Below are 26,517 nucleotides of genomic sequence, written 5' to 3'. Positions count from 1 at the left end.
TGACCTTTGCAAAACCGTTCCCGCACAACCTTGTGCGGGAACGTTCCCGCATCAATACTCGCTCCATCCCCCAGCGCCCGTCACTACACCCGTAAAGGGGTGGGTCTGCATGCGCATGCCCCGAACCATCGCGCTCCTCCTCTGTACCGCCGCCGTCGCGGCCGCCACCGGTGCCTGTTCCGGCGCCACCCCGACCAGGACCGCCGGCGGCTCGGACTTCGAGGTCACTCCGCTCTCGCCGCCCGCCCAGGGCCCCCTGGACTCCTTCACCTGGTCCCTTTACGCCGAGCCCTACACACTCGACTACGCCCTCGCGTACGACTACCCGCCGAACACCGTGCTCGCCAACGTGTGCGAGCAGCTCATGCGGGTCACCCCCGACATGAAGATCGAGCCGGGCCTCGCGGTGAAGTACGACAACCCCGACCCGCTCACGCTGGTCTACACCCTGCGCCCCGACGTGAAGTTCCACGACGGCACGACCATGACCGCCGACGACGTGGTCGCCTCCCTCCAGCGCCAGATGGACCCGGCGACCGGCTCCCCCTGGGGCTCGGCGTTCAAGAACGTCAAGGCCGTCGAGAAGACCGGCCCGCTGGAGGTGACGCTCCGGCTCACCAAGCCCGACGTCCTGCTGCACGAGCTGATGGCCGCCTCCCCCGGCACCATCGAGAGCGCCGCCACCCTCGCCAAGGCCGGCAAGGACTACGGCACCCCCTCGGGCAAGGTCAACTGCACCGGTCCGTACTCCCTCGACACCTGGTCCCAGGGCACCGAGATCACCCTGAAGAAGCACGGCGCCTACTGGGACTCCCGGCTCGTCCCCAAGGCCGACACCGTGAAGTTCACCTTCATCGAGGACGTGGCGGCCCGCACCAACGCCTTCCTGTCCGGCACCGCCGACGGCGGCTACATGGTGGCCCCCGCGACGATCGGACAGCTGCGGTCCGGCGCCAAGGGGACCGTCCTCTTCGGCCCCAACACCGCCGCGTCGAACCTCGCCGTGCTCGACTTCAAGGGCCCGCTCGGCGACGCGAAGGTGCGCCGGGCCCTGTCCCTGGCCCTCGACCGGAAGAACATCATCAAGGCCGCGGCCGGCGGCATCGGCGTCCCCGCCAAGGCCCCCGCCGCGCGCGGCGCGTGGGCGCTCGCCCCGGAGAAGACCGCCGCGCTCCACGACACGCTGCCCGAGCCCGGTCACGACGTCGGCGCCGCGAAGAAGCTCGTCCAGGAGGCCGGTGCCGCCGGCCGCAAGATCACCCTGGTCACCAGCACGCTCGCCCCCGAGATCAGCGTCGTCGCCAACGCCGTGCAGGCCGCCGGCCGTGAGATCGGCCTGGACGTCGAGCTGAAGTCGGTGGCCCCCGAGGCGTACAGCAGCATCTTCGTCGACCCCGCCGCACGCGCCGGCCTGGACCTGGTCATCACCAACGGGTACGACAACACGCCCGACCCGCTGGAGTTCTACCAGTACCTGCGCACCGGCGACTTCGGCAACTACGGCAACTGGTCGAACGCCGAGTACGACGCCGCCTTCGACCGGGCCAACGCCGAACCCGACGCCGCCAAGCGCGCCGACCTCACCGCCGAACTCCAGAAGATCGCGCTGCGCGAACTGCCGGTCATCCCCCTCTACGAGGCGCCCTACATGGTCTTCCTCGGCAAGCGCGTGACCGGTGCCCCCACCGGGATCGCCCAGCTGTACTACCCGTGGGCCGCGACGATCGGGGCCGCGGCGAAATGACGCGCTACCTCATCGGACGCATCATCGGCCTGGTGGCGGTGCTGTTCGTGACCTCCCTCGTGGTCTTCGGCAGCGTCCACCTGGCGCCCGGCGACCCGGTGTCGTTCCTGCTCCACGGCCGCCCCGCGACCCCCGAGGCGGTGGCGGCCCTGCGCTCCCAGTACCACCTGGACGACCCGCTGCCCGTGCAGTACGGGAAGTGGCTCGGCGGTGTCCTCCAGGGCGACTTCGGCACCTCCGCCCAGTTCCACCAGGACGTCTCCGCGCTCATCGGATCCCGGCTGCCCGGCACGGCCCTGCTCGTCGGGTACGCGGCGCTGCTCGTCGCCGTCATCGGCGTGGCAGCCGGGGTCCTCGCCGCGCTGCGCCCCGGGCCGCTGGACCGGGCGGTGCTGCTCGGCAGCGGCGTCGCCACGGCCACCCCGTCCTTCGTGACCGCGATCGCGCTCGTGTCCCTCTTCTCCGTCCGCCTGGGCTGGTTCCCCGGCCCGGGCGGCACGCCCGTCGGATTCTCCGAAAGGCTGCACCACCTGACCCTGCCGGCCTTCGCCCTGGCGCTGACCTTCGCGGGTCTGCTCGCCCGGGTGACCCGCTCGGCGATGCTCGACGAACTGGGCCGGGAACACGTCGAGGTGGCGCACGCCCGCGGAGTCCAGGAGCGGACCGTGGTCCGGCGGCACGTCCTGCGCAACGCGCTCGGCCCCGTCGTCACCGTCGGCGGCACGATGCTCGCAGGACTCCTCATCAGCACCTCGATCGTCGAGACCGCCTTCGACGTGCCCGGTCTCGGCTCCCTGCTCGTGCAGTCGGTCACCGCCAAGGACTTCGCCGTCGTGCAGGCCATCACCCTGCTCAGCGTCGGCGCGTTCGTCCTCGTCAACCTCGCGGTCGACCTGCTCGCACCCCTCATCGACCCCCGGCTGTCGCTCCACGGGGAAGGCTCCTCATGACCACCACCGCTCCTCCGGAGCCCGCCGTCCTGCGCCGCAGGCCCGGCCTGCGCCCCCTGCGCCTCCTCGCCCAGGGGCCGTTGTTCACCGCCTCGGTCGCGGTGCTCGCCGTCCTCGTCCTGATCGCCGCGCTCGCCCCCGTCCTCGCACCGTACGACCCCGAGGCCCTCGACCTGTCGGCGAGCCTGGCCGGAACCACCGGCGAGCACCTGCTCGGCACCGACCAGTCCGGGCGGGACGTCCTGTCCCGGCTGATGTACGGGGCCCGCACCGGGCTCCTCGGCCCGCTGCTCGTCGTCGGCGTCTCCACGCTGCTCGGCACCCTGCTCGGCGTGGTGGCGGCCTGGCGCGGCGGCTGGGCGGACTCCGTCCTGTCCCGCTCGATGGACATGGTCTTCGCGATTCCCGGACTCCTGCTCGCCATCCTGCTCGTCTCGGTCGTCGGCTCGGGGATGACCGCGCCAGTGATCGCGATGGCGGTGGCCTACACCCCGTACGTGGGCCGGCTGGTACGCGGAATCGCGCGCCAGGAGAAGGCCCGCCCCTACATCGAGTCCTACCGGGTGCAGGGCTGGTCCGGCTGGACCGTCTGCCTGCGCCACCTGCTGCCCAACATCGCCGCCACCGTCTTCGCCCAGTCCGCCATGAACTTCGGGTACGCGCTGATGGACCTGGCGGCGCTCTCCTACCTCGGCTTCGGAGTGCAGCCGCCGACCGCCGACTGGGGCGCGATGATCAACGAGGGCCAAGCGGCCGTCCAGCAAGGGGCGATGCTGCCCGCCCTCGCGCCTTCCGCGTGCATCGTGCTCGCCGTGGTGGCGTTCGGCATCGTCGGCGAGGGCCTCGCCGACCGGATCGCGAGGCGGAAGCGGTGAACCGCATGAAGGAACAGCGGGAACGGCAGGACGCGACTCCGGTCCCGGCCGGCGGCCGGCGGCCGGTCCTGGAGATCGACGGGCTCGGGGTCCGGCTGCCCGAAGACCGGGCCGCGCGGCCGATCCTGGACGGGGTCGACCTGCGCGTGGGCCCGGGGGAGAGCGTCGGTCTCGTCGGCGAGTCCGGCTCCGGGAAGTCGGTGGCGTGCCGCAGCGTCCTCGGGCTGCTGCCCGGGGGCGCGAGCACCAGCGGCGAGGTCCGGGTCGCGGGCCGGGACGTACTGACCATGAACCGCACCGAGCTGGCCGAGCTGCGGGCCCGGCAGGTCGCGATGGTCTTCCAGGACCCGCGCGCCTCCGTGAACCCGCTGCGCCGCGTGGGCGACTTCCTCACGGAGGGCCTGCGCGCGGCCGGGACCCCGGCCGCCACGGCGGACGCCCGGGCGCTCGAACTCCTCGACGCGGTCGGCATCCGGGACCCGCGCGGCGCCCTGCGCCGCCGTCCCCACGAGTTCTCCGGCGGCATGCTCCAACGGGTGGTCATCGCCGCGGCGCTCGCGGCCGAGCCCGCGCTGATCGTCGCCGACGAGCCGACCACCGCCCTGGACGTCACGACCCAGGCGGAGATCGTCGAACTCCTCGCCCGGCTGCGCGCCGAGCGCGGCACGGGTCTGCTCTTCGTCACCCACGACCTCGAACTGGCGGCCACCGTTTGTGACCGGGTGTACGTGATGTACGCGGGCCGGATCGTGGAAACGCGGGGCACCGACGAGCTGTTCGACCGGCCCCGGCACCCGTACACCGCGGGTCTGCTCGCCTGCACGCCGAGCATCGAAGCCGGTGCCCCAGCGCCCCGGCCCATCCCCGGGCGTCCCGTCTCCGTGGCCGAGGCCCCACCGGGCTGCGCCTTCGCCGCGCGCTGCGCGCACGCGGTGGCGCGCTGCTCCGAGGAGAAGCCCGTACTCACCCGGCACGGCGACGGATTCGCCGCCTGCCACCGCGCGGACGAAGGGATCACGCTGTGACCGCCTCAGCGAAAGAGGGACCGGTCGCCGAGGGACTGGTCGTCGAAGGTCTGCGCAAGCAGTACGGGGACCACACCGCGGTCGACGGCGTCTCCTTCACCCTGGCGCCCGGGGCCTGCCTCGCGATCGTCGGGGAGTCCGGCAGCGGCAAGACCACCACGGTCCGGATGCTCGTCGGCCTGGAGCGCCCGGACGGCGGGACCGTCCGCCTGGACGGCCGGGACCGCTCCGCGCTGCCCCGGCGGCGGGCGGAACGGCTGGCCAGGGCCCGGGAAATCCAGATGGTCTTCCAGGATCCGTACCTCTCGCTCGATCCCCGGGTGACCGTCTCCGGATGCCTGGACGAGGTGCTGCGCCTCCACACGGATCTCGACGCGGCCGGCCGCGGCGCCCGGGTCACCCGGCTCCTGGACCAGGTCGGCCTCGGCCCGCGCGAGGCCTCCGCCCTCCCCCGCGACCTCTCGGGCGGCCAGCGGCAGCGCGTGGCGATCGCCCGTGCCCTTGCCGTGGAGCCCCGGGTCCTCGTCCTCGACGAGGCCGTCGCGGCGCTCGACGTGTCGATCCAGGCGCAGATACTCGAACTCCTCGGGCGGATCCGCAGCGCATCGGGGGTCGGCTACCTGTTCGTCACGCACGACCTGGCGGTGGTCCGGCACATCGCCGACGAGGTCCTCGTGCTCAAGTCCGGTCAGGTCGTGGAGACGGGCCCGACCTCACGGGTCCTGGATGCCCCGGAACACCCGTACACCCGGCTCCTCCTGGACTCGGTCCCCCGTCGCAGGCGCCGGTCCCCCGCGGGCACCTGACCACCACCCCACCGCCGACGGAGGCCGGGCCCCGCCCCGATCCGCCTCCGTCGGCGGCCGGCAGAGGCCGGCAGGCCCTCGCCGCTCCCGAATGCGACGCCCCACCCGCGCCGCCGCGCACGGACAACACGCGGCACGGGTGGTGGTCCTGACGCTCCCCCGGACCGACACGACGGCCACCCGGCCCCGGACGCACGAAAGGCCGCCCTCCCACGAGTGAGAGAACGACCTCCGACCTGCTGAAAAGCATGGTCGGGACGACAGGATTTGAACCTGCGACCCCTTGACCCCCAGTCAAGTGCGCTACCAAGCTGCGCCACGTCCCGTTGCACCTTCGTCCGGTCTCTCCGGGTTTCCCCTGACCGGCGGCACATGCAGAACATTACCCCACGCCGAGGGGTGTGCATGCACCGGTAATCGCCCCGGGAGAGGATGGGCCGGTGAACGTACGGGATCGGGATGGCGACGGGCGGGCGCGGAGTGCGCGGCCCAGGGACGGGCTGGGGCGGCCGCTGCCCTACGGGGCGCCGGGGGTGGAGCGGCAGCCCGAGGGGGTGGTGCGCTCGCCCGCGGAGACCGTGCGCGAGGCGCAGCGGCTGCTGGACGCCGGGATGCCGTTCCACGCGCACGAGGTGTTCGAGGACGCGTGGAAGTCGGGGCCCGAGGCGGAGGCCCCGCTGTGGCGGGGGCTCGCGCAGCTCGCCGTCGGGCTGACGCACGCCGCGCGCGGGAACGCGGTCGGCGGGGCGCGGCTGCTGCGCCGGGGGGCCGGGGTGCTGGCCGGGATGGACGAGGCGTACGGGATGGACGTGGCGGGGCTGGTCGGATGGGCCCTGGAGCTGGCGGGCCGGGTCGAGGCGGGCGGGCCCGTCGACCCGGCCCGCGAGGCGCCCCGGCTCACCGGACCGGCGGGGTCCTAGCCGGCGGGGGTCTGGCCGGCGGGCTGGAGGAGGTCCCAGCGGTTTCCGTACAGGTCCTCGAAGACGGCGACGGAGCCGTACGGCTCGTGGCGCGGCTCCTCCAGGAAGCGGACGCCCTCGGCGGTCATCCGGGCGTGGTCGCGCGGGAAGTCGTCGGTGTACAGGAAGAAGCCGACGCGCCCGCCCGTCTGGTCCCCGACGCGGGAGCGCTGGGCGTCGTCCTTGGCGCGGGCCAGCAGGAGGGCCGATTCGGTGGCGCCGGGCGGGCGGACCACGACCCAGCGCGAACCGTCCGGACGGGCGGTGTCCTCGGCGAGGTCGAAGCCGAGGGCGCGGGTGTAGAAGTCGATGGCCTCGTCGTAGTCGTGGACCACGAGGGCGGTGAGGGCGATGTGGGAGGGCATGCCCTCATTGTGCGCCGAGGAGGACCACTTCCAGGGTGCGCGGGCCGTGCACGCCCTCCACCCGGTCGAGTTCGATGTCGCTGGTGGCGGAGGGGCCCGAGATCCAGGTCATCGGGCGGGTGGGGTCGAGCCGTTCGAGGGCCTGGGGTACGGAGTCCACGAGCTGCTCGGGGACGCGGACCACGCAGATGTGGTGGTCGGGGATCAGGGTGATGCGACGTCGACCCTGGTCGGGTCCGCCGTCGAGGACGATCGTGCCCGTCTCGGCGATGGCCAGGGCGCAGCCGGTGACCACGCTGTCGACCCTGTCCAGTTCGGCCGGGGTGGACGCGGCCCGGTCGTGGACGCGGACCGGGTCGGCCTCCTTCAGCCAGTGCGGGGGCAGGGCGGGCGGTACGAGGACCGTGCTCGAACCGCGCACGGCCAGGAGCCGCATCAGCAGCCGGGCGATGCCGTCCTCGTCGGTGCGGTGGACCTTCGCGCGGTACTCGGCGAGGTTGGCGGCGAGCAGGTCGGCGCTTTCGGGCGGGGTGCGGGTGCCGTGGACCCGCAGGTAGTCCCGGGGGATGCCGGTGTCCGGGCCGGGGGCTGCCCGGTCGGGGGCTGCCGGGCCGGGGGCTGCCGGGTCGGCGGTCGCGCGCCGGATGCGGGCCAGGATGCGGTCCTTGCTGCTCACTGCGGGGTCTCCCGTTCGCGGTTGGTCCACCAGTCGCGGAAGGACTCCGCGGGGAGGGCGGGCAGTTCGCGCGTGTCGGTCCAGGCCCGTCCGGGTCCCGGGAGGCGGCGCGGCGCCAGTCTGCGGGCCCTGGCCAGGAGGCGTTCGCCCGCGCGCAGGGCGGCCGGGCGGTCCAGGAGCAGTCGGGCGGCGCGCATGGCGGCCCGTTCGGCGGTGTGGCCGTGCGCGGGGCGGACGGTCACCCGGATTCCCTCCCGGGTCACGGGGCCGCCCTGGGCCACCCGCTCGCGCAGATGGACGAGTACCTCGGGGATGTCGATGGCGACGGGGCACACCTCGTAGCAGGCCCCGCACAGGGTGGAGGCGTAGGGCAGCGTGGCGTCGATCTCGCTTCCGCTGCCGCGGAGTTGGGGGCTGAGGATGGCACCGATGGGGCCGGGGTAGACGGAGCCGTAGGCGTGGCCGCCGGCGCGTTCGTAGACGGGGCACACGTTGAGGCAGGCGGAGCAGCGGATGCAGCGCAGGGCCTGGCGGCCGGTCTCGTCGGCGAGGGTGTCGGTGCGGCCGTTGTCGAGGAGCACCAGGTGGAAGGCGGAGGGGCCGGCGCCGTCGGTCGTCCCGGTCCACATCGTCGTGTACGGGTTCATCCGCTCGGCCGTCGAGGAGCGCGGCAGCGTCTGGAGGAAGACCTCCAGGTCGCGGAAGGTCGGGACGACCTTCTCGATGCCGACGACCGAGATCAGGGTCCGGGGCAGGGTCAGACACATGCGGCCGTTGCCCTCGGATTCGAAGACGACCATCGTGCCGGTCTCGGCCACCATGAAGTTGGCGCCGGAGACGGCGACTTCGGCGCGCAGGAACTTCTCGCGCAGGTGCAGGCGGGCCGCTTCGGCGAGTTCGCGCGGGTCGTCGCCGAGCCCTTCGGGCGCCGGGCGGCCCCACTCCCCCATCTCCGCGCGGAAGATGTCGCGGATCTCGCCCCGGTTGCGGTGGATGGCCGGGACCAGGATGTGCGAGGGCCGGTCGTGGCCGAGCTGCACGATCAGCTCGGCGAGGTCGGTCTCGTAGGCGGCGATCCCGGCCGCCTCCAGCGCCTCGTTGAGGCCGATCTCCTGGGTGGCCATGGACTTGACCTTGACGACCTCCCGCTGCCCGGTCGCCCGCACCAGGTCGGTCACGATGCGGTTGGCCTCGTCGGCGTCGGCCGCCCAGTGGACGGTGCCGCCGGCGGCGGTCACCGATTCCTCCAACCGCAGGAGGTAGTGGTCGAGGTGCCGCAGCGTGTGGTCCTTGATCGCCTTTCCGGCGGCGCGCAGCTGCTCCCAGTCCTCCAGTTCGGCCACGGCCCGGGCGCGCTTGTCGCGGATCGTGTGGGTGGCGTGCCGGAGGTTGGCGCGCAGCACCTGGTCCCGTACGGCTTCGCCGGCCGCTTGCGGGAAGGCGGGGAACGTGGGAGGGAAGGCCGGCATGCCGAGGTGCGTGCGCGTCATGACAGGGGTTCCTCCTCGGTCGCGGCCAGGATCTCGGCGAGGTGCAGGGCCCGCAGCGGGGCGTCCGCGCGGCGCAGCAGGCCGTCGAGGTGGGCGAGGCAGGAGTTGTCCGCGCCGCACAGCACCTCGGCCCCGCTCGCGGCCGCGTTCGCGATCTTGTCGGCGCCCATGGCGGTGGAGACGGCCGGGTTCTTGACGGCGAAGGTGCCGCCGAAGCCGCAGCACTCCTCGGCGCCGGGCAGTTCGACCAGTTCCAGCCCCTTGACGGCGGCCAGCAGGCGGCGGGGCCGGTCGCCGAGTCCGAGACCGCGCAGGCCGTGGCAGGAGGGGTGGTAGGTGACGGTGTGCGGGAAGTGCGCGCCGACGTCCGTGACCCCGAGCACGTCGACGAGGAACTCGGTGAGTTCGTACACGCGCGGGGCGAGAGAGACTGCCGCCTGGGCGAGTTCGGTGCCGCGCCCCTCCTGCGCCGCCTTGCGGCCGATGCGCGGGTAGTGCTCGCGGATCATCGCGGCGCAGGAGCCGGAGGGGGTGACCACGTACTCGTATCCGGCGAAGGCCCGGGCCGTACGCCGCAGCAGCGGTTCCGTTTCGTACCGATAGCCCGTGTTGTACTGCGGCTGGCCGCAGCAGCTCTGGGCGGCCGGGAAGTCGACTTCGACGCCGAGCCGCTCCAGGAGGCGTACGACGGCGATGCCGGTCCGGGGGTACAGCGCGTCGTTGACGCAGGTGACGAACAGGGCGACGCGCATGGTGGGCACAATAGCCGGGTGAAGAAGTTCTCAGTGATCGGCATAGGCGCGGGCGACCCGGACCACCTGACCCTCCAGGCGGTCAGGGCGATCGGCGCGGCGGACGCATTCCTCATCCTGGAGAAGGGCGAGGAGAAGGCGGACCTGACCGGGCTGCGGCGCGCGATGCTCGAAGAGCACGCCCGCCCCGGCCACCGCCTGGTGGAGGGCCGCGACCCGGACCGGGACCGGACCCCCTCCGACTACACCCCGACGGTGGACGGCTGGCGCAGTGCGCGGGCCGAGCTCTTCGAGCGGTTCATCGACGAGGACCTGGCGGACGGCGAGACCGGGGCGTTCCTGGTGTGGGGCGACCCGTCCCTGTACGACTCGACGCTCGCGATCCTCGACGAGGTCCTGGAGCGGGGCCGGGTGGCCTTCGAGCACGAGGTCGTGCCCGGCATCAGCAGCATCTCCGCCCTGCTGGCCCGGCACCGCACGAACCTGAACCGGGTGGGCCGCCCGGTCCAGATCACCACCGGCCGCCGCCTCGCCGAGGGCTGGCCGGACGACGTCGACGACGTGGTGGTGATGCTGGACGCGCGGCACGCCTTCACGGCCCACCTGGACCAGGACCTCTTCATCTACTGGGGCGCCTACGTGGGCACCCCGGACGAGATCCTGGTCTCGGGGAAGCTGGCCGAGGTCGCCGGGCGCATCGAGGAACTGCGCACCGAGGCCCGGGCCCGCAAGGGCTGGATCATGGACACGTACCTGCTCAGGCGCGCCTGAGGTACGACGGCAGGACGGCGGCGAGGCGTTCGTACTCGGCGGGGCGGTTGTAGATCTGCCCGCAGACGCGGATGCCTCCGCCGCCCGGCCAGGGCCAGATCAGCACCCTGATGCCCTGCTCGGCCGCGATCCGCTCGCGCAGCGCCGCGGCCTCGTCGTAGGTCTCGGCGACCCCGGGCGGCAGCCGCAGGGCACGCATGGCGAGGGCGCCGTCGTACGGGAGCGGGGTGATCCCGGGGATCTGGGCGAGCAGGGCCGCGCCGTGGGCGGCGAGGGCGCTGTTGTGGGCCCGCACCTTGGCCGCGTCGAGCCGGTGCAGGAGGTCGAGCCCCTCTGGCGCGGCGAGCCAGCCGGTGTAGTCGACGGTGGCGCGGTTCTCGACGGAGCGGGGGAAGCCGTGTGCGTCCTCCCACGAGGGGACGAGCGCGCGGACGCGGCGGCGGTGCTGCGGGGCGACGGCGAGGAAGGCCGTGCCGGAGGGGGCGTAGCCCCATTTGTGGAGGTTGCCGAAGTAGAAGTCGGCGCCGCCGGCGAGCGGGTCGGCGAGCATGCCCGGGGCGTGGGCCCCGTCGACGACCGTGGTGATCCCGCGCTCGCGCAGGTCCGCGAGGAGCCGGGGCGAGGCGATGATCCGGGCGGTGGGCGAGCTGACGTGGTCGAGGACGGCGACCTTGGTGCGCGGGGTCACCGCGGCCAGCACGGCCTCCCGTACGGCGTCCTCGTCGGGCAGCCGGGAATCGAGGGCGACGGTGGTGACCGGTGCGCGGCGGCCGGCGGCCGCGACGACGGTGCCGTAGCCGTGGTCGGTGACCAGGATCTCGTCGCCGGCCGCGAAGGGGATCGCGTCGAGCGCGAGGTTGGCGCCCTCGGTGGCGTTGGAGACGAACGAGAGGTGGTCGGGGTCGGCGCCGAGGCGCTCGGCGATCCGGCCGCGGGCGACGGCGAGCCGCTCCGAGACGCCGATGAAGAAGGCGTCGGGGTCGGCGTGGGCCTCGGCGCGCAGCGCCTCCTGTGCCTCCTGGACCGGCACGGGCACGGCGCCGAAGGAGCCGTGGTTCAGGTGGGAGACGCTGGGCGAGAGACGGAACAGGGCCGGCCCGCCGGGAAACTCCCCCGGCGGGTCGGCGGGCGACCCGGCTGGGGTGCCGGCGGGTCGTATCGGCTCGATCACGGGTTCCTCCGTGGTTGCGGCACGGTGTGTCGTGCGGATCATCTCCCGTTGCCGTCAGCGCCGCCAGGCGTTTGTCCGCCGAAGGCCCGGCGGGCCTGGGCGACGAGTTCGCGCACGGCGGGGGCCTGCCCGGGGCGCCAGACGAGGGAGAGCAGGGCCGGGGTGTCGACGTCCTCGATGAGGCGGGCGGTCAGCCGGTCCCGGTGGCCCTCGGCCATGGACTCGCTGAGGATGCCGACGCCGAGCCCGCGGGCGGCGAGGTCGGCGACGGCGTCCGCGGCCCCGGCCTGCAGCGCGATCACGGGATCGATCCCCCGGGCGGCGCAGGCCTGGTCGAACACCGTGCGCAGCCCCGTGCCGGGCGGCATGCACACGATCGGGTGGGCTCCCAGGTCCCGCAGGGCGACCCGGCGGCGACCGGCCAGCGGGTGGCCGGGCGGGACCAGGACGACGAGCCGCTCGCTGACGATGGTCAGCGCCTCCAGTCCGGCCGGGTTGGCGGTCGCGGTGCCGATGAGGGCCAGGTCGACGGTGCCGGTCCGCACCCCTTGGACGAGTCGGTCGGAGTTGTCCTCCAGCAGGGCGATCTCCACCCCGGGATGGGCCCGGTGGAAGGCGGCGAGGGCCTCGAACAGGGGCGTCACGGTGCAGCCGAGGACCATGCCGACCGTGATCCGGCCGCGGATCAGGCCGGACACCTCGCCCACCGCCTGGCCGACCGCCTCGGCGGCGGCGAGCGCGGCCCGCGCGGGCCCCAGGGCCGCCGCTCCGGCGGCGGTGAGGGTGGCGGTGCGGCCCGAACGGTCGAAGAGCTCGGCGCCCAACTCCCGTTCCAGCTGCCTGATCTGGGCGCTGACGCCGGACTGACTGATGTGGACGCGCTCGGCCGCCCGGGTGAAGTTCTGCTCCTCGGCGACGGCGACGAAGTATTCGAGCTGCCTCAGTTCCATGACTGGAGATTCTAGCTTCCAGAAGATCCATCTGTTGGACTTCTGATCCGCACCGGACGATCCTGGAGACGCGAACCGAGGACGACGACCGGAGGAAACCGTGAACGAGACGCACACGACGCACGAGACGTACGAGTCCTACGAGTCCTACGAGAAGGCCATGCACCCCGAGGACATCACCCGCCTGTTCGTCGAGCGCTCCAACGCCGGGGACGCGACGGGCGTGGCCGCGCTCTACGAGGAGGACGCGGTGATGGCCTATCCGGCCGGCGAGCGCACGGTGGGCCGCGAGGCGATCCGCGCCCTGTGGGCGAAGGTCCTGGCCCACCGCCCGGTCTTCACGCAGGAGACCCCGCTGCCGACCCTCGTCGCCGACGGCATCGCGCTCACCTCGACCCCGCCCCGGGACGGCGCCGGCGCCCGCGCCCAGGTCGTGCGGCGCCAACCCGACGGCAGCTGGCTGCGCCTGCTCGACCAGCCGGAGTTCGTCAGCCCCGGGGCGGCCTAGGGCCTGTCGTCAAACTCCCGTCTGCCCCGCGACGCCTGGCACGCGCTCCCGCCGCACCGGGCGAAAGCCCAAGTACGTCCAGTACGCGGGCTTCCGCCCGGCGCACCGAGAGCACGCACCAGACGCCGCGGGGCCGCCCTCCGGGCGACGACAGGAGTTTGACGACAGGCCCTAGTCGTTCCGCCCGCTGGTCGCCCCGTAGTACTGGAGGTCCTGCACCGCGGCCGTGCGGTCGGCCGCGTACGGCAGTTCCACCACCGCCCCCGGCTTCCCGTCCCGCACCACCTGCGCCGAACTGGTGCCCGGCTTCAACGGCAGCAGCTCGGAGTGGATCCCGGCGGGGGCCTCGTGGGTGTCCTTCGCGGAACCGACGGTCGTACGGACGGACGCGGGCCCGGCGAGGAAGCTCAGCACCTCCACCGTGTCGCGCGGCGCGGCGCTCCCCTTGCGCAGCGACATCAGCAGGGACTGCGGGCCCGTGGGGCCGGCGGCGGCGAACTGGGTGCGGGCGGTCAGGTAGAGCGTGTCCCGCACGATCCTGGGCCAGTCTCCGGTCTTGAACCGGGTGAGGTAGTACGAGCTCAGGTCCAGGTAGGTGTGCCCGTTGTGCAGCGAGGGCGCGAACTGGCTGCCCTCGGAGTAGTCGTTCCAGGTGGTGAGCTGCACCCAGTCCGCGCCGTCCTCGATGGCCCGCGTCCACGTGGCGCGCAGGGTGGCGGTGTTGCCGGCCTCGTCGTAGACGCCCTGGTTGGGGCGGGCGTCCTGCACGGACACCGGCTGCATCCAGATCTTGCCCATGTCGTGGGCGCGCCGTACGTCGCGGGTGGAGCTCTCCTGGCCGACGTAACTGCGGCTGCCCCACTCGGAGAAGCCGTGGCTGATCGGGGCGAAGTCCCCGTTGTGCGCGCCGAAGTCGAGGAAGAGCGGGACGAAGGCGGTGCGGATGCCGTGCCGGGTGCGCAGGATCTCCAGGGTCCGGCTCCACCAGGCGGCGCTCTTGGCCTCCGCCTTGAAGGGGGACACCACGAGTCGGCCGTCCGGGAGCCGGTGGGCGGCGGGGGACGCGCCCAGCTCGGCGATCGCCCCGGCCAGCACGGCGGGGTCGTCGGTCTCGAGGGAGGTCATGTCCGGCATCAGCATGATCTTGAACCCGGGGTCGGTCGCGTGGGCGGCGGCCATCAGCCGCTCGGCGCGTTCCCGGTTCTTGCCGGTGAGGGAGAGCAGGTCGAGGGTGAACCCGTCGATGCCGGCGGCGGCGGCCATGCGGACCTCCTGCCGGAGGTTGGCGTACTCCCAGTCGCCGCTCTGGGGCGGCACGGGCAACGGCCGGTCGCGGAGCAGTCCGCCGTACGCCCCGTGCTTGCCGTTCTCGCCCGCCGGGTCGAGGTAGTTGCGGGCGTAGTAGTCCTTGTCCGCGCTCTCGTTGTCGAGGGAGAGCGGGTACGGGGTGAAGTAGTGCGCGAAGACCAGCTTCCGGCCCGCCGCACCGGAGCGAAGGGCGGCCGGCCCGGGCAGGTCGAAGGGCAGGGGCCCCGTGCCGGGGGTGGCGGTCCGGGGCTCGGTCGTGGAGGTCGCGTCGCCGGTGGGCGGCGTGCTCCCGGCCGGCTGCTCGGGGGTCGCGCTCGTGCCGTCGGCGGGCGCGACGTACCAGGGGGTGCCGATGGCGGCCGCCGGTGACCTGCCGTCTGGGCCGGAGGCGAAGGGGTCCCAGGCGATCCCGGTGGCGGCGCAGACGCCGACCAGGAGGAAACCGCAGACCAGCAGCAACAACGGCCGACGCCCACGGAACCCGCTCCCGCGCCGGTGCCGATGCGGCAGGGGCCGCGAGGGTGCGTCATTACCCCGCCGGGACCGGCGGACGTCGCCGTCCGCCCGCCGATCGCCGCCGCCCGCACGCCCGGCCCGGTGCGCGGCCCGCCCGTCGGCGGTGCCGTCAGCGTGGTCCGGGCCGCCGGCCGCGTTCCGGTCGGCCGCGTGGTCGGCCGTGCACGCGGACCGCTGATCCGCGGTGCGGCCCGCGCCCGCGTCCGCGCCTCGGTCGGCTCCACGGTCCGCCCGCCGGTGCTGCGTCATCCTGGCCCCCTCACACCCTTCGGGTGTCCCCGCTCAGCCCGCTATCGGGTACATCGAGCCCCGCCGGCCCTCGGGCGAGGTCAGCCACTCCAGCTTCGCGGCGGTGTCCGTGCCCGGCAACGGGTTGTGCAGCACGATCGCCAGGTCGGGGCGGGCCGGTACGCGCAGCTGGGTCGACTCCACGGACAGGGTGCCGACGACCGGGTGCTCCAGTTGCTTCTTGGTCTGCCCGGCGGGACGGATGTCCCTCCGCTCCCACAACGCGGCGAACTCCGGGCTGAGTTCCCGCGCCTCGTCGACGACGGCCCGGAACCCCTCGTCGTTCGGGTGCTCCGAGCAGGCCGCGCGGAACTGGGCCACCACCGATACGGCGTTCTCCTCCCAGTGGGCCGAACGGGACCGGTAGACGGGGTCGGTGAAGAAGGCGATCAGGCAGTTCTGCACGATCTCCGGACGCATGCCGAGCACCAGCGCGGCCGCGTCGTTGTAGAGGACGGTGTTCCAGTACGCGTCCATGATGTGCGCGGGGAACGGCATCCACGCGTCGATCAGCCGCTGCAGGCCGTCGCACATGTCCTGGTCGGCCGGGGCGACTTCCAGGGCGGGCGGGTTCAGTCCGGCCAAGACGTACAGGTGCCGGCGCTCGGCGCTGCTCAGCTTCAGAACCCGGCCCACCGAGTCCAGGACCTGCGAGGACACCGTGATGTCGCGCCCCTGCTCCAGCCACTGGTACCAGGAGACCCCGACACCCGCGAGCACGGCGACCTCCTCGCGGCGCAGGCCCGGCGTGCGGCGGCGGGCCCCGCCGTCCGGCAGGCCCGCCTCGGACGGGCTGATCCTGGCCCGTCTGCTCATCAGGAACCCGCGCAACTCGGTCCGTCGGTGCTCTTCGATCGGTGTGGCCACGGACTCCCCCTGTTCGGCTGCCTGGTGGTGCCGCCAACAGGATAAGTTCCCACTCTCCACGGCCATTCCCGCGCCCCGAAGGTAGTGGTCATGGCGATAGACACGCACTCCACGACCACTCCGCCCCGTGCGGCGGCCCCCGAGGACGGCCGGCTCTCCGGCCGGGCCCTGCTCGTCCTCTTCGTCCTCTGCGCCGCCCAGTTCATGGTGGCGCTCGACTTCTCCGTACTGAACGTGGCCCTCCCGGTGCTCGGCGAGGACCTCGGGCTGAGCCGGGCCGGCCTCCAGTGGGCGGTCACCGCGTTCGCGCTGCCGTCCGGCGGCTTCCTGCTCCTCTTCGGCCGGATCGCGGACCTGTACGGCCGCAAGAAACTCTTCCTGACCGGTCTCACCGTCTTCGGCGCGGCCTCCGTGCTCGCGACGCTCGCCTGGGACCCGGCGTCCTTCCTGACCGGGCGCGCACTGCAGGGGCTGGGTGCGGCGGTCATCGTGCCCACCGGCATGTCGCTGCTCACCACGACCTTCCCCGAGGGCCCGCTGCGCGACAAGGCGCTCGGCATCTCCGGCACCCTGCTGTCCCTGGGCTTCACCGTCGGGATGGTGCTCGGCGGTGTCCTGACCGACACCCTGGGATGGCGTTCGACGATGGGCCTGCTCGCGGTCGCCGCCGTGGTGGTCCTCGTCCTCGCCCCGGCTTTGCTGCGGGAGTCCCGCACGGCGGAGCGGCCGCGCCTGGACACGCCCGGAGCGGTCACCGTCACCGGCGCGCTGCTGGCGCTGATCTACGCCCTGACGACGGCCGCCCAGCGCGGCTTCGGCGGCGTGGACGTCTGGGGCACGCTGCTGGTCGGCCTGGCGCTGCTGGTCGCGTTCGTGGCCGTGGAGTCCAAGTCGCCCGCTCCGCTGGTCTCTCCGGCGATGCTGAAGCGGCGCACGGTCGCCTGGGGCAACCTCGGTGGTCTGATCACCTTCTCGATGATGTCCACGGTCGTCTTCGTGCTGACGCTGTACCTCCAGGAGACGCTGGAGCTGTCCGCCTTCCGTACCGGTCTGGTCTTCGGCGTCCAGGGTGTCGCCTCGGTCCTCGCCGGTTCGTACGCGCCCCGGGTCATCGGCCGCCTCGGCGCCCGCCGGACCCTGGCCGTTTCCCTGGCCGGCCAGGGCGTCTTCACCGGCGCGCTGCTCACCGCGGGCCCGTCGTCGGGCGCCCTGCTCGCGACCGTGCTGGTGTCGCTGGCGAGCATGTTCCACCTCGGCGCGATCATCTCGTACGGGCTGGTGGTCACGAGCGGCGTGCCCGACTCGGAACAGGGACTGGCGACCGGCCTGGTCACCACCACCCAGCAGGTCGGCCTGACCATCGGCATCCCGCTGTTGGGCGTGCTGGCCACCACGCAGGCCTCGCTCTTCGGCGGGGTGCGCACGGTCCTGGCGATCGACGCCGCGATCGTGCTGGCGGCCGCCCTGCTCGTCGCCCTCGGCCTGGGCCGCCGCGCGTAGCCGCCCGGCACCGACCCGTCACCGCCCCGGCCCCCGGTGAGCCGCTCCTGTCGAGCGGCCCCGGGGGCGGCAGCGGAATACGGCATTCCCCTGGTCTTCTGCCGAGCGTGGCGGATAATCGTCGTCACGCGGCTCGATCGAACCCTGTTGCCGCGCTTGGTCACGCATGCAATGGGGGGCATCGTGCCGATGAGGGATTCAGGGTCCGCGTCCGGAACACTGCCCGCGACGTCCGTCGAGATGTCCCGCCTGCTCTCCACGGTCCGGCGGGGGCGGGTGCTGACCGTGGCCGGCGGGTTACGCGGGCCGCGGAGCGTGCTGGTACGGGAGATCGCGCGGCGGCTCGTGTCGAACTTCTACGACGGGGTCGCCGTCGTCGCCGCGGAGCCGGTCCGCGGCCTCCTCGGGGTGCGCGAGCTGACGGCCGAACTGGGCGGCGTACCCGGGATGCCGTCGACGCCGTGCGGGCGGACGGCGGGCGTCGCCTCCTGGCTGGCCGAGCGGGACATGCTGCTCGTGGTGGACGGCACGGAGCAGCTCACCCCGGACGCCCTGGCCTGGCTGCGGGACCTGCTCGCCGTGGCCCCGGGACTGCGGATCCTCGCCGCCGGGCGGTCGCCGCTCGGCTTCGACGGGGAACGCGTCCACCGGCTCTGAACGGCCCGTCCGCTTCCGTGTCGCCTTCATGACGGCGCCACATCCGCGGAACACACCCGGTACATCCCCGGCACGGCAATGGAACAGCACTGCCATCCCCCGGTCATTGAGTGGCCGCTCGCTCAAATCTAGGGTCTGACCTGCAGGTTCCGGTTGCGCGCAAGCGCTGCCGGAAGCCCCCGGTTCGTACGTCACACTCCCCCGCACGTACAGGAGACCCTCGTGAGCGAGCACATCAGCACGCCCCGGACCGGTGCCGTCGGCAGACGCGGCTTCCTCGCCGGCGCCGCCGCGGTGGCGGCGGCCGCGGCCACCCCGGCCCTCGCCGGGTCGGCCGCGGCGAGCACCGCCTCCGCCGCCCGCCCGAACATCCTGCTGATCGTCACGGACGACCAGCCCAAGCACACCGACTGGGCCCTCCAGAAGACCATCGGCTGGATCGCCGACCAGGGTGTGAAGTTCACCAACGGCCACGTCGCCACCCCGCTGTGCGCGCCGTCCCGGTCGTCGGTGTTCTCCGGCCGCTACGCCCACAACCACGGCGTGCGCAACAACGCGGCGTCCCACAGCCTCGATCAGCACACCACCGTGCAGCGCTACCTCAAGCAGGCCGGCTACCGCACGGGGCTGTTCGGCAAGTACCTCAACTCCTGGACGCTGGCGGACAACCCGCCGCACTTCGAGGAGTTCGCGCTGCTCCAGCCCGCGTACACGAACGCCGACTGGAACGTGAACGGCACGGTCCAGACGATCAACGGCTACACCACCAACATCATCAAGAACAAGACGCTGAACTTCCTGGACAAGGCGGCGACCGACAGCCGCCCCTGGTTCGCGTACGTCACCCCGTACGCCTCGCACGGGCCGCGCACCCCCGAGGCCAAGTACGCGAACGTGGCCGTTCCCGCCTGGAACGGGCGCCCCTCCGTTCCCGAGGCCGACCGGAGCGACAAGCCGGCCTACATCCAGAACGCCACCGGGACCCTGGCCGACGGGCAGCAGATCCGCGCCGAGCAGCTGCGGACCCTGCTGACCGTGGACGACGCGGTCCAGGCCTTCCGCGACAAGCTGGCCGCCCTCGGGCAGCTCGACAACACCCTGGTGATCTACATCGGGGACAACGGCTTCGGCTGGGGCGACCACGGCTGGACCAAGAAGTCCGTGCCGTACTCCCCGGCGCACGAGGTGCCGTTCTACCTCTCCTGGCCGGCCGGCGGGCTGGGTTCGGGTACGGTCGACAACCGCGTCGTCGCCAACATCGACATCGCGCCGACCATCCTCGACGCCGCGGGCATCACCCCGGACACCCCGCAGGACGGGCATTCGCTCCTCTCCGGTCACAGCCGCGACCACCTGCTGGTCGAGTGGTGGAAGCAGGGCACGGGCGGCACCGGCCCGAAGACCTGGGCCTCGTACGTGGCCAAGGACAAGCAGTACGTGGAGTACTACGACCTGCACACCGATGCCACGGGCGCCGTCTCCGGTACCGGGCAGGTCACCTTCCGCGAGTACTACGACCTGGTGAGCGACCCGTACCAGCTGCAGAACCTGCTGCACCAGGCCACCCCGGCGCAGGAACAGGCCCTCGGCATACCCGCCCTGGCCGCCGTGCTCGCCGCCGACCGCACGGCCTGATCCCCCGACCGTCCCCCTGGAGAACCCCATGCCGCCCAAGCCCTGCTGCACCCCCGGCCGTGAGCCGTCCACCGACCTGCCGACCCCGGTCCGGCGGCCGCGGACACCGGAGGCCGCGGTCCGGACGGTGGACCCCGCCGCGGCGCGGGCGGTCCGGGACCTCATCCCGCTCGCGGGCGGCAGTTTCCTGATGGGGACGCAAGACCCGGACGGGTTCGCGGCGGACGGCGAGGGCCCGGTACGGGAGGCGGTGGTCGGGGCGTTCCGAGTCGCCCCGACCACCGTCACCAACGCGCAGTTCGCGTCGTTCGTGAAGGCCACCGGTCATGTCACGGAGGCGGAGTCCTTCGGCTTCAGCTTCGTCTTCGCGGGGTTCCTCGGCGGTGAACTCGCCGCCGTGTCACCGGCGGTGGCCGGCACCCCGTGGTGGCGTGCGGTCTCCGGGGCGGACTGGCGCCACCCGGAAGGGCCCGGCTCCTCCTTCGCCGCGCGGCAGAACCACCCCGTGGTCCACGTCTCCTGGAACGACGCGCAGGCGTACTGCGCCTGGTCCGGGACGCGGCTGCCCACCGAGCCCGAGTGGGAGTTCGCGGCGCGCGGCGGGCTGGAGCAGAGGCGCTATCCGTGGGGCGACGAACTGCGGCCGGGCGGGCGGTACATGTGCAACATCTGGAACGGTGACTTCCCGGTCCACAACACCCGGGCCGACGGGTACGCGGGGACCGCGCCCGCCAAGTCCTTCCGGCCCAACGGGTACGGGCTGTACAACGCGGTCGGCAACGTGTGGGAGTGGTCCGCGGACCGCTTCTCCCCTTCGGGCGGCCCGGAGCGGGCCATGCGCGGCGGCTCCCACATGTGCCACGACTCGTACTGCAACCGCTACCGGGTCGCGGCCCGGACCCGCAACACCCCGGACAGCTCGGCGGGGAACATCGGCTTCCGCGTGGCGGCCGACCCCGCGTAGGGCCTGTCGTCAAACTCCCGTCTGCCCCGCCCTCCGGGCGACGACGGGAGTTTTGACGACAGGCCCCAGGGGTCCGCCCCGGTCGGCGCACGGCCGACCGGGGCGGATCACTCATGCTCCGCGGACTCAGCCGAGGAGGGCCAGCGCCTCGTTGAAGGTCGCGGACGGACGCATGATCGCCGCGCACTTGGCGGGGTCGGGCTGGTAGTAGCCGCCGATCTCCGCCGGGGAGCCCTGGACCGCGATGAGCTCGCCGACGATGGCCTGCTCCTGCTCGGTCAGGGTCTTGGCGAGCGGCTCGAAGGCCGCGGCCAGCTTCGGGTCGTCGATCTGGCGGGACAGCTCCTGCGCCCAGTACAGGGCGAGGTAGAAGTGGCTGCCGCGGTTGTCGATGCCGCCCAGCTTGCGGCTCGGCGACTTGTCCTCGTTGAGGAAGGTGCCGGTCGCGCGGTCCAGGGTGTCGGCCAGGACCTGGGCGCGGGCGTTGCCGGTGCTGACGGCGAGGTGCTCGAAGCTCGCGGCCAGGGCGAAGAACTCGCCGAGGCTGTCCCAGCGCAGGTAGTTCTCCTTGACCAGCTGCTGGACGTGCTTCGGGGCGGAGCCGCCGGCGCCGGTCTCGAAGAGGCCGCCGCCCGCCATCAGCGGGACGACCGACAGCATCTTGGCGCTGGTGCCCAGCTCCAGGATCGGGAAGAGGTCGGTCAGGTAGTCGCGCAGCACGTTGCCGGTCACCGAGATGGTGTCCTCGCCGCGGCGGATGCGTTCCAGGGAGAACGTGGTGGCCTCGACCGGGGCGAGGATGCGGATGTCCAGGCCCTCGGTGTCGTGGTCGGCCAGGTACGTCTTGACCTTCGCGATCAGCTGCGCGTCGTGGGCGCGGGTCTCGTCCAGCCAGAAGACGGCCGGGGAGCCGGTGGCGCGGGCGCGGGTGACGGCGAGCTTGACCCAGTCCTGGATCGGCAGGTCCTTGGTCTGGCAGGCGCGGAAGATGTCGCCGGCGGCGACCTCCTGCTCGATGACCACGTTGCCCGCGGCGTCGACGACGCGGACGGTGCCCGCGGCGGCGATCTCGAAGGTCTTGTCGTGGCTGCCGTACTCCTCGGCCTTCTGGGCCATCAGGCCGACGTTCGGCACCGAGCCCATGGTGGACGGGTCGAAGGCGCCGTGCGCGCGGCAGTCGTCGATGACGGCCTGGTAGACGCCCGCGTAGCTGCTGTCCGGGAGGACGGCGAGGGTGTCGGCCTCGTTGCCGTCCGGGCCCCACATGTGGCCGGAGGTGCGGATCATGGCCGGCATCGAGGCGTCGACGATGACGTCGGACGGCACGTGCAGGTTGGTGATGCCCTTGTCGGAGTCGACCATCGCGAGGGCCGGGCCCTCGGCGATCTCGGCGTCGATGGAGGCCTTGATCGCGTCGCCGTCGGGCAGGGCGCCCAGGCCGTTCAGGATGGTGCCGAGGCCGTCGTTGGGCGACAGGCCGGCGGCGGCGAGGGTCTCGCCGTAGCGGGCGAAGGTCTTCGGGAAGAAGGCGCGGACCACGTGGCCGAAGACGATCGGGTCGGAGACCTTCATCATCGTGGCCTTGAGGTGCACGGAGAACAGGACGTCCTCGGCCTTGGCGCGCTCGATCTGGTCGTTGAGGAAGGTGCGCAGCGCGTCGACGTGCATGACGGACGCGTCCACGACCTCGCCGGCCAGGACCGGTACGGACTCGCGCAGCACGGTGGTGGCGCCGTCGGCGTCCACGTACTCGATGCGCAGCGTGCCGGCCTCGGCGATCGTGACGGACTTCTCGGTGGAGCGGAAGTCGTTCTGGCCCATGGTGGCGACGTTCGTCTTGGACTCGGGGGTCCAGGCGCCCATGCGGTGCGGGTGGGTCTTGGCGTAGTTCTTGACCGAGCCGGGGGCACGGCGGTCGGAGTTGCCCTCGCGCAGGACCGGGTTGACGGCGCTGCCCTTGATCTTGTCGTAGCGGGCGCGGATCTCGCGCTCCTCGTCCGACTTCGGGTCGTCCGGGTAGTCCGGGAGGGCGTAGCCCTGGCCCTGGAGCTCGGCGATCGCGGCCTTCAGCTGCGGGATCGAGGCCGAGACGTTGGGCAGCTTGATGATGTTGGCTTCCGGCGTCTTCGCCAGCTCGCCGAGCTCGGCGAGGGCGTCGGCGATGCGCTGCCCCTCTTCGAGGTGCTCGGGGAAGGTGGCGATGATGCGACCGGCCAGGGAGATGTCACGGGTCTCGACATTCACACCGGCGGTCGACGCGTAGGCCTGGATCACAGGCAGGAAGGAATACGTCGCGAGGGCCGGGGCCTCGTCAGTGTGCGTGTAGATGATGGTCGAGTCAGTCACCGGTTGCTCCGCTCCACAGTCTGCGTCTCTCGTCTGCAACATTGCTCGACATCAAGATATCTCGTGATCGGGCCGCTCAGGACAGCCCCCTGCCCCAAGGTCCGGGTGAGGCGTGTCGCACATGTCACGCGAGAGCGCCGCCGTCGACGGGTTCCGTCGGCGGCGGCGCTCGGGTACGCGCGCACGGGCGCGGGCCGGCTACAGGTGGGCGTGGGCCGCCTTGGGGCTGGGGCCGTAGGCGTTGGTCCCGCGGTCGCCCTCCGTGGCCATCAGGACGATCATCCAGATCCAGCCGATGATCGGGACGAAGTTGATGAGGTACCACCAGCCGGACTTGCCGAGGTCGTGCAGGCGGCGCACCGCGAGGCCGACGACGGGCAGGAGGATCGCCAGGGTGTAGACCCCGTAGAGGATGAAGTTCAGCCCGATGACCCAGTCCACGGTCAGGACGACCGCCTCGACGAGCCAGTTGCACAGGATGAACATCCACACCTCCTGCCGTCGCGCACGGCCGGAGAAGACGACGTACTTCTTCAGGACGTCGGTGTAGTAGTGCACGAGTCCCCCCAGAGGACGGGTGGTGGGCCAGTCCTGCTGGAGCAAGCCGGGGCAGAATTTATGCCGATGTTACTGCCCGGTCAAGGTCTCTTCCCTTGTCAGCCGATGTGGAAGGGATCCCCGTAGACCTTCCAGTCGAGGGGGGTGTTCAGGTTCAGATTGCCCTTCTTGAGGAAGACCCGCTGGGCCGTGTCGACGCGGCTGGTGTCGCTGTGCGCCTCCTCCTGCTTCATCGCCCACACCCGGGCGTCGAGGAAGGCGTTCAGGTACTTGGTCTCGTCGCCGCCCTGCGACGGGGGCTTGGCCTTGGTCAGGGCGCGCTTGCGGATGTTGCGGAAGCTGGTGGAGTCGCTTCCGTCGCCGTGCATCACGATGGCGTCGTAGTAGATGAACTGCCCGAGCACGCCGACCCCGTCGGCCTTGCCCTGCTTGACGGCCGGGTTGAAGTAGACCCGGTCGCGCTCGTGGTCCTGGGCCTTCTTGAACTCGCCGTCCTGGGCGGCCTTGGCCCAGTCCTTGGTGAAGTTCGGGTCGAGGCCGGCGTGCGAGTCGGTGCCGTCGACCTTGCGCAGCGCGGGCAGGTACTTGGCGAGGACGTTGTCCGGCTTGACCTGGGTGTAGTACTCGACGAGGTCGAGCATGTCGCCTGTGCCGGAACAGAATCCGATGATCCCGGCCGTGTAGCCGCGGCCGTCGTCTATGTCCTCTATGTACTTGTACTGCGCCCGCCAGTCCAGCGAGGAGTTCTCCGCACTGGAGACGATCTTCATGGCGATCTCCTTCTTCGCCGGATCGTCGAGTCCGATCGCCGCCGCGGCGGGGGCCGCGAGGCCGGCCGCGGGGGCGGCCGGAGCGGTGGCGTGGGCCGTGACCGGTAAGGCGATCAGCGCACTGCCGAGCAGCGCGCCGATCACCAGCGTCTTGCGGTGGGGGGTGAACACAAGGCCTCCGTGGGGTAGTTGAGGCTTCCCGGTTGGTTAGGAAACTTTACTACCAGCCTTCGCGGCTTCTCAAGACCTCTGCACCCGGGCGGCGAGCGCCCGCTTCACCTCCGGCCATTCGGGGCGGATGACGCTGTAGACGGCGGTGTCGCGGATCCAGCCGTCCGGCATCTGCATGTGGTGGCGCAGCACCCCTTCGTGCGTGGCGCCGAGCCGCTCGATCGCCGCCCTGGAGCGGGCGTTGCGCACGTCGGTGAGGATCTCGACCCGGTTCATCTCCATCGCCTCGAAGGCGTGGGTCAGCATGAGCAGCTTGGCCTCGGTGTTGATCCCCGTGCCCTGCCGGGACGCGCCGAGGAAGGTGAAGCCGATCTCCAGCCGCCGGAACCGGTTGTCGATCACCATGAGTCGGGTGGACCCGGCGATCCGGCCGGTGGTGAGGTCCACCGTCGCGTACGGGAGCTGGGTGCCCTCCTCGCGCGCCGCGAGCGCGTCGTCGATGAAGGCGGGCACCTGGTCCGGGTGCGGGACGATCGTCACCGGGAGCTCCCAGAGCTTCCCGTCCCGGATCGCCTCGCACAGCCCGTCGTGGTGGCGGTGCCCGAGCGGCTCCAGCCGTACGCGCTCACCCACCAGCGCGCCGCCGTGGGACTCCCCCGCTGTCTGCCTCATGTCCGACCTGCCCGTTCCCTGTGATCATCGGTGACAGGCGGACCCTAACCGGCGGCTCCGGCCGGACTCATCCGGATTCAGAGCCAGCCGTTGCGGCGGAACCCTCGGTGGATGACGAGGCAGGCGACCGCCATGACGCCGATGACGAACGGGTATCCGTAGGTCCAGTGCAGTTCGGGCATGTGGTCGAAGTTCATGCCGTAGACCCCGCAGACCATCGTGGGGACGGCGACGATCGCCGCCCACGCGGTGATCTTGCGCATGTCCTCGTTCTGGGCGACGGTCACCTGGGCGAGGTGCGCCTGGAGGATGGAGTCGAGCAGGTTGTCGTAGGCGCCGATCTGCTCGGTGGCCCGGGTCAGGTGGTCGGCGACGTCCCGGAAGTAGGCGCGGATCTCCGGCGGGATGACCGGTATCGGCTGCGTGGCCAGCTGCTGGAGCGGCCGGCTCAGCGGGCCCACCGCCCGCCGCAGCTCCAGGAGTTCGCGCTTGAGCTGGTAGATGCGTCCGGCGTCGCCGCGGCCCCCGTGTTCGCTGAACACGGCCGTCTCCACGGCGTCGATGTCGTTCTGCACCGCGTCCGTGACGGCCACGTAGTCGTCGACCACGTGGTCGGCCATGGCGTGCAGGACCGTCGCCGGGCCCTTGGCCAGCTGCTCCGGGTCGGCTTCCAGCGCCTCGCGGACCGGGCCGAGGGTGCCGCGGCCGCCGTGCCGGATGGTGATGACGAAGTCCGGGCCGGTGAAGGCCATCAGCTCGCCGGTCTCCACCACCTCGCTGGTCGCGGTCAACTCCTCGTGCTCGACGTACCGCACGGTCTTGAAGACGGCGAAGAGGGTGTCGTCGTAACGCTCGATCTTGGGGCGCTGGTGCGCGTTGACCGCGTCCGCGACGGCGAGCGGGTGCAGGCCGAAGAGCTGGGCGAGCCCGGCGAGTTCCTCCTGCGAGGGCTCGTGCAGGCCGATCCAGACGAAGCCCTCGCCGGTCTTGCGGACCCGGCGCAGCGCCTCCTCGGCCTCGGCGCAGCCGTCCTGCCGTACGCCGTCCTGGTAGACCACGCAGTTGACGACGGCGCTGCCGAGCGGGGAGCGGGCGGGGTGACTGAGGTCGACGGCCCGCCGGTAGCCGCGGCGCACGGCCCTTCGCAGGTTGCTGAACATGGACAACGTCGTAACTCCCCTTCGGCGGATCACCGGCCAGTCTGCCACCGCCCGCCGCCACAC

At 72.2% G+C, this 26,517-nt stretch carries 25 protein-coding genes and 1 tRNA gene; 12 read left to right on the top strand and 14 right to left on the bottom strand.

What is annotated here, in order from left to right:
- Window positions 1-109: 109 nt before the first annotated feature.
- From ACFYZL_RS08880 to ACFYZL_RS08860, 5 genes are read left to right on the top strand one after another with little or no spacing between them, the layout of a single operon-like run.
- A complete protein-coding gene (locus ACFYZL_RS08880) occupies window positions 110-1,744 on the top strand; it encodes an ABC transporter substrate-binding protein (protein WP_384750373.1) in 1,635 nt (544 codons plus the stop codon).
- Complete coding sequence (locus tag ACFYZL_RS08875) at window positions 1,741-2,694, top strand: ABC transporter permease (RefSeq protein ID WP_384750371.1); 954 nt, start codon at window positions 1,741-1,743, stop codon at window positions 2,692-2,694. The genes ACFYZL_RS08880 and ACFYZL_RS08875 overlap by 4 nt, the downstream gene beginning before the upstream one ends.
- Window positions 2,691-3,569, top strand: a complete 879-nt coding sequence (locus tag ACFYZL_RS08870) for an ABC transporter permease (protein WP_388677336.1) — start codon at window positions 2,691-2,693, stop codon at window positions 3,567-3,569. Before ACFYZL_RS08875 ends, ACFYZL_RS08870 begins: the two co-directional genes overlap by 4 nt.
- A gap of 5 nt (window positions 3,570-3,574) precedes the next feature.
- Window positions 3,575-4,594: an ABC transporter ATP-binding protein gene (locus tag ACFYZL_RS08865; RefSeq protein ID WP_388677617.1), complete on the top strand. Its 1,020-nt coding sequence runs from the start codon at window positions 3,575-3,577 to the stop codon at window positions 4,592-4,594.
- Complete coding sequence (locus ACFYZL_RS08860; protein ID WP_384750366.1) at window positions 4,591-5,400, top strand: ABC transporter ATP-binding protein; 810 nt, start codon at window positions 4,591-4,593, stop codon at window positions 5,398-5,400. Before ACFYZL_RS08865 ends, ACFYZL_RS08860 begins: the two co-directional genes overlap by 4 nt.
- 249 nt (window positions 5,401-5,649) lie before the next feature.
- Here ACFYZL_RS08860 and ACFYZL_RS08855 read toward each other — a convergent pair.
- Window positions 5,650-5,726: transfer RNA gene (locus tag ACFYZL_RS08855), tRNA-Pro, on the bottom strand.
- Between the two features lie 114 nt (window positions 5,727-5,840).
- Here ACFYZL_RS08855 and ACFYZL_RS08850 point away from each other — a divergent pair.
- Window positions 5,841-6,320: a DUF309 domain-containing protein gene (locus ACFYZL_RS08850; RefSeq protein ID WP_384750363.1), complete on the top strand. Its 480-nt coding sequence runs from the start codon at window positions 5,841-5,843 to the stop codon at window positions 6,318-6,320.
- Here the strand turns inward: ACFYZL_RS08850 and ACFYZL_RS08845 are convergent.
- Genes ACFYZL_RS08845 through ACFYZL_RS08830 form a run of 4 tightly spaced genes read right to left on the bottom strand, consistent with a single transcriptional unit; the run spans window position 6,317 to window position 9,642 of the window.
- Entirely contained in the window at window positions 6,317-6,724 is a 408-nt protein-coding gene (locus ACFYZL_RS08845; protein ID WP_384750360.1) for a VOC family protein, read from the bottom strand. The genes ACFYZL_RS08850 and ACFYZL_RS08845 overlap by 4 nt on opposite strands.
- A gap of 4 nt (window positions 6,725-6,728) precedes the next feature.
- Window positions 6,729-7,400, bottom strand: a complete 672-nt coding sequence (locus ACFYZL_RS08840; RefSeq protein WP_388677331.1) for a lactate utilization protein C — start codon at window positions 7,398-7,400, stop codon at window positions 6,729-6,731.
- Entirely contained in the window at window positions 7,397-8,890 is a 1,494-nt protein-coding gene (locus ACFYZL_RS08835) for a lactate utilization protein B (RefSeq protein ID WP_388677328.1), read from the bottom strand. Before ACFYZL_RS08835 ends, ACFYZL_RS08840 begins: the two co-directional genes overlap by 4 nt.
- A complete protein-coding gene (locus ACFYZL_RS08830; protein ID WP_384750352.1) occupies window positions 8,887-9,642 on the bottom strand; it encodes a (Fe-S)-binding protein in 756 nt (251 codons plus the stop codon). The genes ACFYZL_RS08835 and ACFYZL_RS08830 overlap by 4 nt, the downstream gene beginning before the upstream one ends.
- Window positions 9,643-9,660: 18 nt before the next feature.
- On the opposite strand from ACFYZL_RS08830, the gene cobF reads away from it, so the two are divergent.
- Window positions 9,661-10,413: a precorrin-6A synthase (deacetylating) gene (gene cobF, locus ACFYZL_RS08825; protein WP_384750348.1), complete on the top strand. Its 753-nt coding sequence runs from the start codon at window positions 9,661-9,663 to the stop codon at window positions 10,411-10,413.
- On the opposite strand, the gene ACFYZL_RS08820 is transcribed toward cobF, so the two are convergent.
- Together ACFYZL_RS08820 and ACFYZL_RS08815 are read right to left on the bottom strand one after the other, a co-directional pair.
- Window positions 10,400-11,584 carry an aminotransferase class V-fold PLP-dependent enzyme gene (locus ACFYZL_RS08820; RefSeq protein ID WP_388677323.1) on the bottom strand — a complete coding sequence of 395 codons (1,185 nt, stop codon included), beginning with the start codon at window positions 11,582-11,584 and terminating at the stop codon, window positions 10,400-10,402. The two genes, cobF and ACFYZL_RS08820, sit on opposite strands and share 14 nt — an antisense overlap.
- 38 nt (window positions 11,585-11,622) lie before the next feature.
- The gene (locus tag ACFYZL_RS08815) at window positions 11,623-12,534 is read right to left on the bottom strand and encodes a LysR family transcriptional regulator (RefSeq protein WP_384750342.1); all 912 of its coding nucleotides are present in this window, start codon (window positions 12,532-12,534) and stop codon (window positions 11,623-11,625) included.
- A 160-nt stretch (window positions 12,535-12,694) separates the two neighbouring features.
- Between ACFYZL_RS08815 and ACFYZL_RS08810 the strand changes: the two genes are divergently transcribed.
- Window positions 12,695-13,042 carry a YybH family protein gene (locus tag ACFYZL_RS08810; protein ID WP_384750404.1) on the top strand — a complete coding sequence of 116 codons (348 nt, stop codon included), beginning with the start codon at window positions 12,695-12,697 and terminating at the stop codon, window positions 13,040-13,042.
- 171 nt (window positions 13,043-13,213) lie between these two features.
- On the opposite strand, the gene ACFYZL_RS08805 is transcribed toward ACFYZL_RS08810, so the two are convergent.
- On the bottom strand, window positions 13,214-14,812 hold the full coding sequence (locus ACFYZL_RS08805) for an endo-1,3-alpha-glucanase family glycosylhydrolase (RefSeq protein WP_388677320.1): 1,599 nt from the start codon (window positions 14,810-14,812) through the stop codon (window positions 13,214-13,216).
- A 336-nt stretch (window positions 14,813-15,148) separates the two neighbouring features.
- The gene (locus ACFYZL_RS08800; protein ID WP_384750399.1) at window positions 15,149-15,970 is read right to left on the bottom strand and encodes a helix-turn-helix transcriptional regulator; all 822 of its coding nucleotides are present in this window, start codon (window positions 15,968-15,970) and stop codon (window positions 15,149-15,151) included.
- Between the two features lie 141 nt (window positions 15,971-16,111).
- Between ACFYZL_RS08800 and ACFYZL_RS08795 the strand changes: the two genes are divergently transcribed.
- The 4 genes from ACFYZL_RS08795 (at window position 16,112) to ACFYZL_RS08780 (ending at window position 20,777) form a co-directional block, all read left to right on the top strand.
- Window positions 16,112-17,521, top strand: a complete 1,410-nt coding sequence (locus ACFYZL_RS08795) for an MFS transporter (protein WP_384750339.1) — start codon at window positions 16,112-16,114, stop codon at window positions 17,519-17,521.
- 189 nt (window positions 17,522-17,710) lie between these two features.
- Window positions 17,711-18,178, top strand: coding sequence for a hypothetical protein (locus tag ACFYZL_RS08790; RefSeq protein ID WP_384750336.1), 468 nt, complete (start codon window positions 17,711-17,713; stop codon window positions 18,176-18,178).
- A 222-nt stretch (window positions 18,179-18,400) separates the two neighbouring features.
- Entirely contained in the window at window positions 18,401-19,813 is a 1,413-nt protein-coding gene (locus tag ACFYZL_RS08785) for a sulfatase (protein WP_384750333.1), read from the top strand.
- 28 nt (window positions 19,814-19,841) lie between these two features.
- Window positions 19,842-20,777, top strand: coding sequence for a formylglycine-generating enzyme family protein (locus ACFYZL_RS08780; protein ID WP_384750331.1), 936 nt, complete (start codon window positions 19,842-19,844; stop codon window positions 20,775-20,777).
- Window positions 20,778-20,903: 126 nt separating this feature from the next.
- On the opposite strand, the gene ACFYZL_RS08775 is transcribed toward ACFYZL_RS08780, so the two are convergent.
- From ACFYZL_RS08775 to corA, 5 genes are all read right to left on the bottom strand, one after another.
- Window positions 20,904-23,123: an NADP-dependent isocitrate dehydrogenase gene (locus tag ACFYZL_RS08775; RefSeq protein WP_384751944.1), complete on the bottom strand. Its 2,220-nt coding sequence runs from the start codon at window positions 23,121-23,123 to the stop codon at window positions 20,904-20,906.
- 198 nt (window positions 23,124-23,321) lie between these two features.
- A complete protein-coding gene (locus tag ACFYZL_RS08770) occupies window positions 23,322-23,726 on the bottom strand; it encodes a DUF805 domain-containing protein (RefSeq protein WP_384751942.1) in 405 nt (134 codons plus the stop codon).
- Between the two features lie 53 nt (window positions 23,727-23,779).
- Complete coding sequence (locus tag ACFYZL_RS08765; protein ID WP_384751939.1) at window positions 23,780-24,622, bottom strand: chitosanase; 843 nt, start codon at window positions 24,620-24,622, stop codon at window positions 23,780-23,782.
- 69 nt (window positions 24,623-24,691) lie between these two features.
- Entirely contained in the window at window positions 24,692-25,294 is a 603-nt protein-coding gene (locus ACFYZL_RS08760) for a GNAT family N-acetyltransferase (protein ID WP_384751937.1), read from the bottom strand.
- 77 nt (window positions 25,295-25,371) lie between these two features.
- A complete protein-coding gene (gene corA / locus ACFYZL_RS08755) occupies window positions 25,372-26,454 on the bottom strand; it encodes a magnesium/cobalt transporter CorA (RefSeq protein WP_384751934.1) in 1,083 nt (360 codons plus the stop codon).
- Between the last annotated feature and the right edge of the window lie 63 nt (window positions 26,455-26,517).

Source organism: Streptomyces sp. NPDC001717 (genome assembly GCF_042892775.1).
In the GTDB taxonomy this organism is placed as follows: domain Bacteria; phylum Actinomycetota; class Actinomycetes; order Streptomycetales; family Streptomycetaceae; genus Streptomyces.
This window is presented reverse-complemented; position numbering and strand designations above follow the sequence as displayed.